General features: G+C 28.4%; 11 protein-coding genes and 2 tRNA genes. 7 read left to right on the top strand and 6 right to left on the bottom strand.

Features of this window, described 5'->3' with window-relative positions:
* Positions 1-24 precede the first annotated feature (24 nt).
* From glpD to zapA, 3 genes are all read right to left on the bottom strand, one after another.
* Complete coding sequence (gene glpD / locus KEC37_RS00600; protein ID WP_223139680.1) at positions 25-1,545, bottom strand: glycerol-3-phosphate dehydrogenase; 1,521 nt, start codon at positions 1,543-1,545, stop codon at positions 25-27.
* A 103-nt stretch (positions 1,546-1,648) separates the two neighbouring features.
* Positions 1,649-2,263: a 5-formyltetrahydrofolate cyclo-ligase gene (locus tag KEC37_RS00595; RefSeq protein WP_223139201.1), complete on the bottom strand. Its 615-nt coding sequence runs from the start codon at positions 2,261-2,263 to the stop codon at positions 1,649-1,651.
* Between the two features lie 35 nt (positions 2,264-2,298).
* Positions 2,299-2,631 carry a cell division protein ZapA gene (gene zapA / locus KEC37_RS00590; RefSeq protein WP_223138735.1) on the bottom strand — a complete coding sequence of 111 codons (333 nt, stop codon included), beginning with the start codon at positions 2,629-2,631 and terminating at the stop codon, positions 2,299-2,301.
* Between the two features lie 227 nt (positions 2,632-2,858).
* Here zapA and rfaC point away from each other — a divergent pair, with 227 nt between their 5' ends.
* Positions 2,859-3,824 (top strand): lipopolysaccharide heptosyltransferase RfaC, encoded by a 966-nt coding sequence (gene rfaC, locus KEC37_RS00585; RefSeq protein ID WP_223139679.1) that lies wholly within the window; start codon positions 2,859-2,861, stop codon positions 3,822-3,824.
* On the opposite strand, the gene tilS is transcribed toward rfaC, so the two are convergent.
* Complete coding sequence (gene tilS, locus KEC37_RS00580) at positions 3,812-5,326, bottom strand: tRNA lysidine(34) synthetase TilS (RefSeq protein ID WP_223139678.1); 1,515 nt, start codon at positions 5,324-5,326, stop codon at positions 3,812-3,814. The two genes, rfaC and tilS, sit on opposite strands and share 13 nt — an antisense overlap.
* A 122-nt stretch (positions 5,327-5,448) precedes the next feature.
* Here tilS and recA point away from each other — a divergent pair, with 122 nt between their 5' ends.
* From recA to KEC37_RS00560, 4 genes are all read left to right on the top strand, one after another.
* On the top strand, positions 5,449-6,492 hold the full coding sequence (gene recA / locus KEC37_RS00575) for a recombinase RecA (protein WP_420885564.1): 1,044 nt from the start codon (positions 5,449-5,451) through the stop codon (positions 6,490-6,492).
* Positions 6,482-9,136 (top strand): alanine--tRNA ligase, encoded by a 2,655-nt coding sequence (alaS, locus tag KEC37_RS00570; protein WP_223139676.1) that lies wholly within the window; start codon positions 6,482-6,484, stop codon positions 9,134-9,136. Before recA ends, alaS begins: the two co-directional genes overlap by 11 nt.
* A 125-nt stretch (positions 9,137-9,261) precedes the next feature.
* Positions 9,262-9,352 (top strand) — tRNA-Ser (locus KEC37_RS00565).
* 15 nt (positions 9,353-9,367) lie between these two features.
* A tRNA-Arg gene (locus KEC37_RS00560) sits at positions 9,368-9,441 on the top strand.
* 6 nt (positions 9,442-9,447) lie between these two features.
* Here KEC37_RS00560 and KEC37_RS00555 read toward each other — a convergent pair.
* Entirely contained in the window at positions 9,448-10,404 is a 957-nt protein-coding gene (locus KEC37_RS00555; RefSeq protein WP_223139783.1) for a ribose-phosphate pyrophosphokinase, read from the bottom strand.
* Between the two features lie 26 nt (positions 10,405-10,430).
* On the bottom strand, positions 10,431-11,303 hold the full coding sequence (ispE, locus tag KEC37_RS00550; protein ID WP_223139675.1) for a 4-(cytidine 5'-diphospho)-2-C-methyl-D-erythritol kinase: 873 nt from the start codon (positions 11,301-11,303) through the stop codon (positions 10,431-10,433).
* 238 nt (positions 11,304-11,541) lie between these two features.
* Here ispE and prfA point away from each other — a divergent pair, with 238 nt between their 5' ends.
* Positions 11,542-12,663 carry a peptide chain release factor 1 gene (gene prfA, locus KEC37_RS00545; protein WP_223139674.1) on the top strand — a complete coding sequence of 374 codons (1,122 nt, stop codon included), beginning with the start codon at positions 11,542-11,544 and terminating at the stop codon, positions 12,661-12,663.
* On the top strand, positions 12,632-13,468 hold the full coding sequence (gene prmC / locus KEC37_RS00540; RefSeq protein ID WP_223139673.1) for a peptide chain release factor N(5)-glutamine methyltransferase: 837 nt from the start codon (positions 12,632-12,634) through the stop codon (positions 13,466-13,468). The genes prfA and prmC overlap by 32 nt, the downstream gene beginning before the upstream one ends.
* Positions 13,469-13,516 lie beyond the last annotated feature (48 nt).

The following is a 13,516-nucleotide window of genomic DNA, read 5'->3' as shown; positions in this document are numbered from 1 at the left end:
TTTCGATAGAATGAATATCTTTATTTATTTTTCTTCTTTATGAGAAGTATTGGCTAGAAGCCATTTACTAATTCTATTTTTTTGATCTTTGTTTAACCACATACCTAATTTGGTTCTTCTCCAAATAATATCATCTAATTCCATTGCCCATTCTTTTTTTATTAAATAATTTAATTCTACTTCGTGTAGACCATGACCAAAGTGTTCACCTAAATTTTGAATTGTATGGATCCCATTTAATAAATCTTCAGTACAGGTACCATAAGTATATATATATCGTTTCGCTAATTCTTCTGAAAGAAAAGGAAACATATGTTTTATATGTTCTAAATAATTATCCATATTTTCTATATTACCACCTGATAGAATTATATGACTTGTCCAAGCTCCTTTAGCATGAGGATAATATTTCATTAATTTATTCATTGCATGTTCTGCTAGTTTACGATATGTAGTAATTTTTCCCCCTAATACGGACAATAAAGGAAGACGGCCTTGTTTATCACTTACAGATAAAATATAATCTCTGGTTATTTTTTGTGCTGTTTTAGATTGATCATCATATAGGGAACGTACTCCAGAATAATGCCATATTATGTTTTTTCTGTTTAAAGGTTTTTTAAAGTAAGAATTATAAATATTCAATAAATACTCAATTTCATTATCATCAATAGTGACTTTTCTTGGATCATCCAAATATTCTATATCAGTAGTACCTATTATAGAAAATTGGTTCATCCATGGGATAACAAATATGATACGTTTATCTTCATTTTGAAGAATAAAAGCTAAAGGTAGCGTATGTGTGCGAGGGACAACAATATGACTCCCTTTTATAAGACGAACATTATATTTTAATGAATTTTGAGTCTCTTCCAGATTCTCTTCAATATTGTTATCAATTAATTCTTTTACCCATGGACCGGCAGCATTAACGAGTCCTTTACTATGCAAAGTATAAATCTCTCCATTTAATATATTTTTAGCTTTGATTATCCAATATGATTCATGACGTTTGGCATGAATGACTTGCATACGTGTCTTGACTTCTCCACCTTTTTTTACTATTTCTTGAGCATTAATAATAACTAAACGAGCATCATCTACCCAACAATCCGAATATTGAAATCCTTTAGTAATATCTGGTTTTAATATAGAAGAATCTTGATTGAAAAAACACTGATTACTTGCAGGTAAACTAGTACGTTTCACTAGATGATCATAAATAAATAAACCCATTCTAATTAACCATGCAGGACGTAAATGAGGACGATGTGGTAGACAAAATCTCATTGGACTAATAATATGTGGAGCCATTTTGAGTAAAATTTCTCTTTCAGCTAATGCTTCCCTTACTAAACGAAATTCATAATTTTCAAGATAACGTAATCCTCCATGAATAAGTTTGGAACTTGCAGAAGACGTAGCAGATGCGAGATCTTGTGCTTCAAGTAATACCACAGACAATCCACGTCCAGCAGCATCTGCTGCAATACCAACTCCATTAATTCCTCCACCTATCACGATTAAATCTTTAATTTCCAATTTATATCTCTCCCAAATGACTATCTATAATGAAAATCTTTTAAAATATCTAAATTAAGAAGCTATTTTCGTTTGATATTTAGTTTGATAATGAATTCTTTATTCATTTATGGATTTTGTTAAAAATCCAATGATGAGACGGTGTAATAATTTCTGGTAAAGGGATATCCCAATCCTCAATAGGAAAATCTGATTTTTCAATCAGTTGAAAATCATAAGCTAATCCAATTGGAAGCATTTTCATATTCTTTTTATATTTCCAATATAGAATGCGATCATAGAAACCTCCACCCATCCCAATTCGATATCCTTGACTATTAAAAGCTACTAAAGGAATAAAAATGACATCTAATTTTTCTAATGGTATTATTTTTCTAACATTTAGCTGAGGTTCATAAACGTTATATTTATTCTTAATAAGTGTTGTAAAGATAGTATATTCTAAAAAAATAAGATGATTCTCTGTAAAAGGATGTAATACCGGAAGATAAACTTTTTTATTATTTTTCCAAAAATATTGAATTAATTTATATGTATTTAATTCACTTTTATAAGAAAAAAATATGGAGAAATTTTTGGCGGATTCTAAACGTTTATCCTCAACAATTTTTTTTACTATATTAACAGCAGCATAATATTTTTCTTCATATGTTATAGTAGAACGATGTGCCATAATTTTTTTACGTATCTTATCTTTCATAAGAGATTTATGAATCATTATAGAAATAATACAGAGAGTGATATAGACAATATTTAATCTAATGATTTAGTAGGAGTATATTCGACTGTATAATTTTGTTCAATAAATGTTTGATCAATTGTATGTTGTAGCAAACGGACACGTTGTTCTATATTAGCGGTATATTCTTTTATTTTTAACTTTTCTTGTGTTAACTCATTAGAAATATTTAGCGCTGCAATAAATATTAGTTGTTCTATATTCGTTACTTTTGTTTTAAGCTTTAGCTCTTGTATACGTTGAGTAAGATCTTTTGCTGCTTGGTGTAGTTCATCTTTTTTTTCTTTAGGACAATTTACTCTTAATGTACGACCAAATATTTGAATATCTACCGGTTGTGTCGACATACTACTATTTCCTAATAGTTTTTCTAATTTCTAATATAAATAGATTGAATATTCTAAAGAATTAGATTTTATATTAAAAAATTAATATTTTAGATAATAATTAAAATATTATAATAAAATTATAAATTATTTATCGAAATAAGTAAAGTATCTCATTTTTAAATTATGAATATAGCATTCTATTCTATAGATAGATAATAATAGATTTTAATTAAAATTGATAAATTATGCGAGTACTTATTATTAAACTTTCTTCTATGGGTGATATTATTCATACCTTACCTGCCTTAACAGATGCACAACAAGCTTGTTCTGATATTCAATTTGATTGGATTATTGAAAAAGATTTTTCTATTATTCCTACTTGGCATCCAATAATTTCTAAAATTATACCTATTAATATGCGAAAATGGTGTAAAAATATCAATATATTAGCTAGTTATAAAGAATTTTTTATTTTTAAAAATTTGATAAAAAAAAATTATTATGATGTCATTATAGATGCGCAAGGTTTAATAAAGAGTGCTATTCTTACCAGTTTTATTAAAGGAGAAAAACATGGAATGGATTTTTATAGTGTAAGAGAACCTCTTTCTATTTTTTTTTATGACAAATGTTATTATATAAAAAAAAATCAACATGCTGTAGAACGTATTCGTCAACTTTTTGCATATAGTCTAAATTATTTTTTACCCAATAAAAAAGGAGAATATGCGATTCTTAATCAATTTTCAAATGTAAAAATCAGTAATAAACCTTATTTTATTTTTATACATGCCACAACTCATAAAAAAAAACTTTGGCCTGAATATTATTGGCGTAAATTAATTAATTTTGTAGGGATACATCTTAATTATTTGATTAAATTACCATGGGGGAATAACAAAGAATATTATAGAGCTTCTCGTTTAGCAGAGAGATTTAAACATGTAATAGTACTTCCTTATTTAACATTAAAGCAGTTGGCTTATGAAATAGTTGGTGCTAAAGCTTTGGTATCTGTTGATACGGGTCTTAGTCATTTAGCTGCAGCATTAAATCGTCCAAATTTAACACTTTATGGTCCAACAGATCCAACATTAATAGGAGGATATGGAAAAAATCAATGGTTTTTATGTGCAAAAGATAAAAAAATGGAAAATATAAAAGTGGAATATGTTTGGAAAATATTGAATAAAATCTATGAATTATAGTGATTTCTAATCCAATAGAATCTCCATTTAGAAGATTGTTTATCTAAAAATTCTTCGTCATTTATTGTAAATATTCCAATAGCAGCAATAAAAGAGTTATTATAAAATAGTAATGGAATGCGTGGACGTTCCCATGGAGGAATATTAAATTCTTTCCAAATTTTTTTTAAATAGCATCGATGTTTTCTTCCAAAAATTTTTAGTAACCCTTGAACGGTTCCAAAACGAATAAAAATATTTTCATTTATTTTAGGTGCACGTACTATACTTTCTAATGGTGAAACCGAACATAATGGAAAAATAGATTTTTTTTCTTTCGGTTGGATAGATTCGAAATTGTTTATTGGCATATGAAATAATATCCCAATATTATCTGGTAAAAAGCAATAACAGCTCTTATTATTCCAAGATATTAATTCTTGAGAAATTTTATTTTTGGTAGATAATAAATATAAATAATTTCGAAATCTTCTTATTTCTTTCTTAATTTTTTTACTACCCAAAGAAATAACTGGCTTGGCGTCACATCTGCTAAGAATAACTTCTTTCCAAAGAATCTCTAATTGCTTACTAGAAGGGAATATATTCCCATACTTAGCTATCCAATGACGGAGTATATATTTTCTACGAGGAACACTCATTGTATATAAAGGCTGAATATATAAAGATCCATTTTTTGTTAGTGTAGTCAGTGTTTCTGCTAGTAGTTCATCTAATAATTCTTCTTGTTCACGACATAATTGAGCACTACGGCTAACTGTAGTAATAAAATTAGGCCATCGATTTTCTAATAGTGGAAAAACATTCAATCTTAAAAAATTTCGATCAAATCGAGTATTCATATTACTATCATCATTAATCCATTTCAGCTTAAATTGTTTTGCATATTTTATTATATCTTTCTTTTTACAATATAAAAGAGGTCGTAAAATACGATGATTATAGAGTTGATTATTAGTTGCCATTGCTGATAATCCAGTTGGTCCACTTCCTCTCTTTAATGCTAACATTAATGTTTCTGCTTGATCATTTTGATGATGTGCTGTTAATAATACTTCTCTTAATTGTAAATCAGAAGATAGTGCATTATATCGTGCAGAACGTAAAATAGCTTCATCAATATTTTTTGTCATATTCTGCTTGATATTAATAGAAATATTTTTGAAAGGGATATCACGATATTCACATTGTTCTTTACAATGTAAACTCCAATCATCTGAAGATGGATTGATTTTATGATTAATATATACGGCTCTTAATTGAAAAAATTTTTTAATTTTTATTTTAGATAAAATATCTAAAAGTACCGTCGAATCTAATCCACCACTATATGCCAATAAAAATTGATTATATTCTGATATAATAGAAAGAATTTTTTTTAAAAGTAAATGTTGAATAGATTGAGTAGATAATATATTTATTTTCATAATAACTTTATGAAGATGTGAAAAATATTGATTAGAATCAAAATTTATAAGAATATTATTCTCTTTATTTATCATGATTAATATTAATAATATATCATATACTATTATTATAAATCTTTTTAGATAAAGAAGAATTTTTATGAGAATAAGCGAATTATATTATATTTCGAGAAATATTGAGGAGTGAAAATTTGTTAATTGATGATGAAAGTAAGCAAAGAGCACTAGCAGTTGCATTAAATCAAATTGAGAAACAATTTGGTAAAGGTTCTATTATGCGATTAGGTGAAGATCGTTCCATGGATATTGAAGCAATTTCTACTGGATCTTTATCTCTTGATTTTGCTCTCGGAATTGGTGGACTTCCTATGGGTCGTATTGTAGAAATTTATGGACCAGAATCATCTGGAAAAACTACTTTAGCTCTTCAAGTAGTTGCAACTGCTCAAAATGATGGAAAAATATGCGCTTTTATTGATGCTGAGCATGCTTTAGATCCAATCTATGCAAGTAAATTAGGTGTAAATGTTAATAACTTACTTTGTTCTCAACCTGATACTGGTGAACAAGCATTAGAAATTTGTGATACATTAATCCGTTCTGGAGCGGTAGATGTAATTATTGTAGATTCAGTTGCGGCTTTAACCCCTAAAGCAGAAATTGAAGGTGAAATTGGAGATTCTCATATAGGATTGACTGCACGTATGATGAGTCAAGCTATGCGTAAATTAGCAGGAAATTTAAAAAATGCTAATACTCTTTTAGTTTTTATTAATCAAATAAGAATGAAAATTGGAGTAATATTTGGAAATCCAGAAACCACGACTGGTGGGAATGCTTTGAAGTTTTATGCATCGGTTCGATTAGATATTCGACGTCTTGGATCAATAAAAGAAGGAGATAATGTTATAGGTAGTGATACACGTGTCAGAGTAGTAAAAAATAAAGTAGCCGTCCCATTTAAACAAGCAGATTTTCAAATTATCTATGATGTAGGAATTAATGTAATTGGAGAATTAGTCGATTTAGGTGTAAAATATAATTTAATTGAAAAATCTGGAACATGGTATAGCTATAATGGTAATAAAATTGGACAAGGAAGAAGTAATGTATGTAAATTTTTAAAAAAAAATGTGGAATTATCGTCTGATATTAAAAATCAATTACGTCATATACTTTTTAATAAAGTTTCTGATGTTGAAAATCTTCCTTTTAAAGAAAATAAAATTAATGAAGAATAATATTTCCGAAATTCGTCAAACTTTTCTTAAATTTTTCAAGAATAAAAATCATACAATATTAAAAAGTAGTTCATTAATACCTGCAGATAATGATCCAACTGTTTTAATAGTTAATGCCGGTATGAATCAATTTAAAGAGATATTTTTAGGGTTACAATCTCCTCCTTATCAACAAGTTGCGACAGCTCAACGTTGTGTACGTGCAGGTGGAAAACATAATGATTTAAGTAATGTTGGATATACAACACGACATCATACATTTTTTGAAATGTTAGGTAATTTTAGTTTTGGAAGTTACTTTAAAAAAAAAGCAATTGAGTTGGCTTGGGAATTATTAACCAGTTCAGATTGGTTTAATATTCCAAAAGAGCGTTTATTGGTAACCGTATACGCTTATGATAAAGAATCTTATAATATTTGGATTAATAATATAGGATTACCTAAAAATCGTGTGATTCAAATAGGTAATAAAAAAGAATTATATCATTCGGATAATTTTTGGAAAATGGGAGATACTGGTCCTTGTGGTCCATCCTCTGAAATTTTTTATGATCGTGGAGATCATCTTTTAGGAACTTTACCAGGCAGTTCTGAAGATCAAGAAAGTGGAGATCGTTATATAGAAATTTGGAATCTTGTCTTTATGCAGTTTAACAGAAAATTAGATGGAACTATGATTTCTTTACCTAAACCTACAGTTGATACAGGAATGGGTTTAGAGCGGATTGCCTCAGTCTTACAAAATGTTGATTCTAATTATGAAATAGATTTATTCCGTCAATTAATTATCGAAGTCGCTAAAATTATAAATGTTAGTGATCTGCATAATAGATCTCTATATGTAATTGCTGATCATATCAGATCTTGTGTATTTTTAATTTTTGATGGTCTTTTTCCTTCTAATGAAGGAAGAGGATATATATTAAGACGTATTATTAGACGTGCTATTATATATGGAAATTTATTAGGTAATAATAACATTTTTTTTTATAAAATCGTTAAACCATTAATTGATTTAATGGATGATCATGAAATTGTTCATTCTTTAGCACAGAAACAGAATATAATAGAAGATATTCTTTATAATGAAGAAAAAAATTTTCATCATACACTTAAAAACGGATTAATATTATTAAATCATGAAATGGAAAAATTAGATTCTAATATACTGAGTGGAGCAAGAGCGTTTTATCTTTATGATACTCATGGTCTTCCTTTAGATTTGATTATAGAAATATGTAATCAAAAGAATATACAAGTAAATACACAAGAATTTTACTATCAGATGGAATTACAACGTCAACGTTCTCAGCAATTATATTTTGTCAAAAATGCGAAATATGCCTTTTTATCAATGGATAAACCCACTTCTTTTTTAGGATATGATCATATTCATACAAAAGGTCAAGTTATAGCTTTAATTAAAGACAATAAATTAGTTCAAATTTTAAATGAAGGTGAAGAAGCAATAGTATTATTAGATCAAACACCATTTTATGCGGAATCTGGAGGACAAATTGGAGATAAAGGTAAAATAATAGTTCAGAAAAAGATAGGTATTTTTAATGTATATGACACTAAAAAATATGGTCATATTTTTTATCATTTTGGTAAAATGAATAAAGGGATATTAAAATTAGGAGATCAAGTTGAAGCTATCGTAGATAAAAACATAAGAATTTGTACTTCTGTGAATCATTCTGCAACACACTTACTACATGCCATATTACGTATTGTATTAGGTAAGCATATTAAACAAAAAGGATCATTAGTAACCGATCAATACTTACGTTTTGATTTTTATCATAGTGATACTATGGAAAGAGAACAAATTCGTCAAGTAGAATTTCTTTTTAACCAACATATATGGAGTAATTTGCCTATATCTACTGAAATTATGGATTTAGATAGAGCAAAAAGTACAGGAGCTATATCTTCTTCTTCATTTGAAAAAAAATATTATCAAATATCCGAAGTTCGAGTATTAAATATTGGTGTTCTTTCAAAAGAAATATGTGCAGGAACTCATGCTAAGAATACAAGTGAAATTGGACTGTTTTATATTACGGCCGAATATAGTATAGCCGCTAATACTCGTCGTATTGAAGCCATAACTAGAGAAGTAGCTTTGAATTCTATACAGAATAAATGTAGTTTAATAAGTAATCTTAATATTGTTTTGAAGAGTAGTGATAAAAATATAATGGAACAAATTTTTTCTTTACAAAAACAGGTTTGTTCCTTGGAAAAAGATATTAAATTTTTTAAATTAAAGTACGCTTCTCAAAAAAGTGAATTATTAGTTGATAAATTACGTAAAATTCAAGGTATTCCTATCATAGTTAGTCAATTAGAAGACAATATTGATAAGGAAACACTTCATATTATTCTCAATATTTTAAAACAGAAACTACAATCTGTTGTCATTGTATTAAGTACTATACTCAATGATAAAATTCATTTATTTGTGAGTGTAACTAATGACTTAACTAATCGTATTAATGCTCTTAATATTATTCAATATTTATTAAAAAAAATAGAAGGAAAAGGGGGAGGAAATAAAAATTTTGCTCAAGGAATAGGAAAAAATATTTCTACTTTCCCAAGTATATTAGAAAGTTTCTTTCAGACTATTTTGAATTAAAATTAATATTTTTATTTAATAATGTCACGATTATTTGAACTATTAGTAATAACTAATAAAACAGTAATGAATATTCAAAAAATATTTGACTTGTAATTTACAAAAGGTAATATAGATAGAATTTGGGTGAGGTGGCAGAGAGGTTGAAAGCGCTCCCCTGCTAAGGGAGTATATGATTTGAATATTGTATCGAGGGTTCGAATCCCTCCCTCACCGTAAGTAAATAAATTTGCACCCGTAGCTCAGTTGGATAGAGTACTCGGCTACGAACCGGGTGGTCGGGGGTTCGAATCCTCCCGGGTGCGTTTTATTTATAATTGATTACTTTCGAACATAGCGGAAATAGATTCTTCATTACTTATACGACGTATAGCTTCAGCTAACATTCCAGATAAAGTGAGAGTACGTACATTCGATAAGACTTGAATGGCTATATTTAATGGAATAGTATCGCAAACGATAACTTCATCTATCATAGAATTTTTAATATTTTCATGAGCTTTTCCTGAAAAGATGGGGTGAGTGGCGTAGGCAAATACTCTTTTAGCATCGCTATTTTTTAGTGCTTCCGCAGCTTTACATAACGTTTCTCCAGTATCAATCATATCATCTACTAAAATACAATCACGATTTGCTACATCTCCTATTACATGCATCACCTCTGTCGTATTAATACGAGGACGTCTTTTATCAATAATAGCCATATCCGTTTCATTTAATCTTTTAGCAATAGCACGAGCGCGTACGACTCCACCTATATCCGGTGATACAATAATGGGATTATTTAGATTTTGATTAAGCATATCATCCAATAAAATTGGACTACTAAATACATTATCTACTGGCACATCAAAAAATCCCTGAATTTGTTCAGCATGTAAATCTACTGTTAGGATACGATCCACCCCGACACGTGAAAGGAAATCAGCAACGACTTTTGCTGTAATAGGTACACGAGCAGAACGTACTCGTCTATCTTGTCTAGCGTATCCAAAATAAGGCATTACCGCAGTAATACGACCCGCAGAAGCTCTGCGAAGTGCATCAATCATTACAATTAATTCCATAAGATTATCATTGGTTGGAGCACAAGTAGATTGAATAATAAATATATCTCCACCACGTACATTTTCATTAATTTGTACGCTAACTTCACCATCACTAAAACGACTAACAGAAGCTTTGCTGAGATTGGTATATAGACGTTGAGCAATATCTTTTGCTAGTTTTATACTAGCATTTCCAGCAAATAATTTTATATCAGACACGGTAACAACCTCATTCATAATGAATATCAATAATCAATAAGAAATTTTTTATGTAGTGGTGAGATATTCGTACTTTTTGCTATAAACCCATACATCCAATTAGGAAAGAGAGATAAAATTTTTCTAGCATCATCTTCAGTATCAAATTCAGATAATATACATGATCCTGTTCCAGTTAATCGAGAAGATGGAATATGTTTTAATAACCAGCTGATATGTTTATCAACGATAACGAAACGTTTCCTTACTATTAATTCACAATCATTTTTAAATGGCATGACTAATAATTTTAGAAGTGATAAACGAGGAGAATTTCTTTTAAGATTAGGATCATTAAAAATGTCTGCAGTAGAAATATTTATAGGAGGGACTGTGATAATATACCATTTTTCCTTAGGAAAAATGGGTAAAAGACAATCTCCAATTCCTTCAGCAAAAGCGGATTTTCCTCGAATAAAAAATGGGACATCTGCACCAAGTTTTAAACCTATATTCGCTAATATATTTAAATTTAAGTTTAATTTCCATTGTTTATTTAGAGCAATAAGTACTGTTGCTGCATTTGAGGATCCACCTCCTAGACCTCCACCTATTGGTATAACTTTCTTTAAAGAAATATTGGCTCCTAGTAAAGAAGTAAGGGTATTTTTATTTTTTTGCATAACAAAATTTTTTAATAAATGTGCCGCACGTATAATAAGATTCTTTTCATCGGAGATAAAATTATAGTTATGAATTAATTGAATACGACCATTAAAATTTGAATTAATAGTTAAAATATCACCATAATTAAGAAATTGATAAAGTGTTTGTAACAAATGATACCCATTTTTTTTGCGACCAGTAATATATAAGAATAAATTTATTTTAGCTGGTGCTATCCATTTATTATTTAACATAAAGATTGTTATTGATTAGTGATTAAATCACTATTCTAGTGTACTAATTCTATAGTAGAATAGATTTGTTCTTTAAAAATATTGAACGATCGATTAATAAAAAAATTTTTACTAATAAGAGTTAAATATTTATTGATATTATAAAAATATTTTAATCGTAATCTATGAGTGTTTGTCATAGTAAATATTGTATATTTAAATTAATCACTATAAATTTATTTTATAATAAGGTTTTATCATGGATTCCATTTTATTAAATAAATTAACCATGTTACAGAATCAATATGTAAAAATCGAATCATTATTGAATAATCCAGATAAAATCGATTCTGAGTTTTTAAATAAAATATCTAAAGAATATATCAAACTTTCTGAAATTAATCATTATTTTAATCAATGGAAACGAATAAAAGAAGATATTAGTATTTTTCAAAAAATGATTATAGACTCAGCAGATACTATTAATGATATTGATCTTGCTAAAAATGAAATCAAACAATATCAATCTGAATTAGAAGAGATAGAAGAAAAATTATATATAATTTTACTCCCTAAAGAAATTAATGATGATAGAGGTTGTTTTTTAGAAATACATTCTGCAACTGGTGGAGTAGAATCAACTCTATTTGCTAGTGATCTCTTTCGTATGTATAATGAATATATAGAAAGGTTGCAATGGCAATTAGAGATTGTCACAACGAGCTATAGTGAACATGGTGGATTCAGAGAAGTGATTATTAGTATACCTAATAAAGGTGCTTATAGTCAATTAAAATTTGAATCTGGAGGTCATCGTGTACAAAGAATACCAGATACTGAATCTCAAGGTAGAATACATACCTCTACCTGTACAGTAGCAGTAATGCCTATTCTTTCTGAAAAAGAATATCCTAAAATTTGTCTAAATGATTTGCGTATTGATACTTTCCGTTCATCAGGAGCAGGTGGACAGCATGTCAATACTACAGATTCAGCTATTCGTATTACTCATATACCCACTAAATTAGTAGTAGAATGTCAAGATGAACGATCACAACATAAAAACAAAGCTAAAGCTTTATCAGTATTAGCTGCTAGATTATATGCTGCAGATGAAAAAAAAAGACAGCAGGAACAATCTTCATTACGTCGTAATCTTCTTGGAAGTGGTGATCGTTCTGATCGTATTCGTACATATAATTTTACTCAAAATCGTGTGACTGATCATCGTATTAATCTAACTCTTTATTGTTTAGATAAAATTCTTTCAGGTGATCTTAATTTACTTATTAACCCTCTTCGAAAAGAACATCAATTGGAGAGACTATCAGAAATATTTTTCAATTATTATGAACTGGAATCAATGGTTAAGACAAGCTAGTAAACGTTTAAGTTTAAGTCCAATGATAAATAGTATACTTGAGGCCGAAATTCTTTTAGGTAAAGTGACGGGTTTTTCACGTGCTAAATTATTAGCATATAGTGACACTAAAATCACTGATACAGAATATAGAGAGTTAGAAACTTTACTTAAACGTCGTGAATTGGGTGAACCTATTGCTTATTTAATTGGAAAACGTGAGTTTTGGTCTTTACCCTTTTCCGTAAATTCTGCTACTTTTATTCCTAGAGCTGATACGGAATGTTTAGTTGAACAAACATTAAATTTATTTGCTAATATAGAAATTAGAGTCTTAGATTTAGGAACTGGAACAGGTGCTATAACCTGTGCATTGGCTTATGAAAGGAGTAAATGGTTTATTGTAGGAATCGACTCTAGTATTGAGGCAATTAAATTAGCACGTTATAATCAAATTTCATTAAAAATCAATAACATACAGTTTATTTGTGGAGATTGGTTTAATCCATTAAAAAAGATTGCTTATCATATAATTGTAAGTAATCCCCCTTATATCTCTGAAAATGATCCATATTTAAATATTGGAGATGTACGTTTTGAACCTAAATATGCATTAATATCTGGAAAAAAAGGAGTCGAACAGATTACGATAATTTGTAATAGTGCTAAAAAATATTTATTATCTGGTGGTTGGTTAGTATTAGAACATGCTTGGAATCAAGGAAAATATGTACGTAATTTATTTGCTTCTACTGGATTTGTTCATATTAATACTTTCAAAGATTATACTGGAAATGAACGTGTAACTTTAGGGAGAGTATATTAATTAATTTTACTTAATTCATTATGTATATTATATCTATCAATGACTATT

It is taken from the genome of Candidatus Schneideria nysicola (genome assembly GCF_019923565.1).
GTDB lineage: Bacteria > Pseudomonadota > Gammaproteobacteria > Enterobacterales > Enterobacteriaceae > Schneideria > Schneideria nysicola.
This window is presented reverse-complemented; position numbering and strand designations above follow the sequence as displayed.

What these genes read in the sequence shown, in the direction of transcription:
- alaS (WP_223139676.1), top strand. Translation starts at nt 6,482, where the DNA reads ATGAAGAATAATATTTCCGAAATTCGTCAAACTTTTCTTAAATTTTTC.
- rfaC (WP_223139679.1), top strand. Translation starts at nt 2,859, where the DNA reads ATGCGAGTACTTATTATTAAACTTTCTTCTATGGGTGATATTATTCAT.
- tilS (WP_223139678.1), bottom strand. Translation starts at nt 5,326, where the DNA reads ATGATAAATAAAGAGAATAATATTCTTATAAATTTTGATTCTAATCAA.
- zapA (WP_223138735.1), bottom strand. Translation starts at nt 2,631, where the DNA reads ATGTCGACACAACCGGTAGATATTCAAATATTTGGTCGTACATTAAGA.
- KEC37_RS00595 (WP_223139201.1), bottom strand. Translation starts at nt 2,263, where the DNA reads ATGATTCATAAATCTCTTATGAAAGATAAGATACGTAAAAAAATTATG.
- ispE (WP_223139675.1), bottom strand. Translation starts at nt 11,303, where the DNA reads ATGTTAAATAATAAATGGATAGCACCAGCTAAAATAAATTTATTCTTA.
- prfA (WP_223139674.1), top strand. Translation starts at nt 11,542, where the DNA reads ATGGATTCCATTTTATTAAATAAATTAACCATGTTACAGAATCAATAT.
- prmC (WP_223139673.1), top strand. Translation starts at nt 12,632, where the DNA reads ATGAACTGGAATCAATGGTTAAGACAAGCTAGTAAACGTTTAAGTTTA.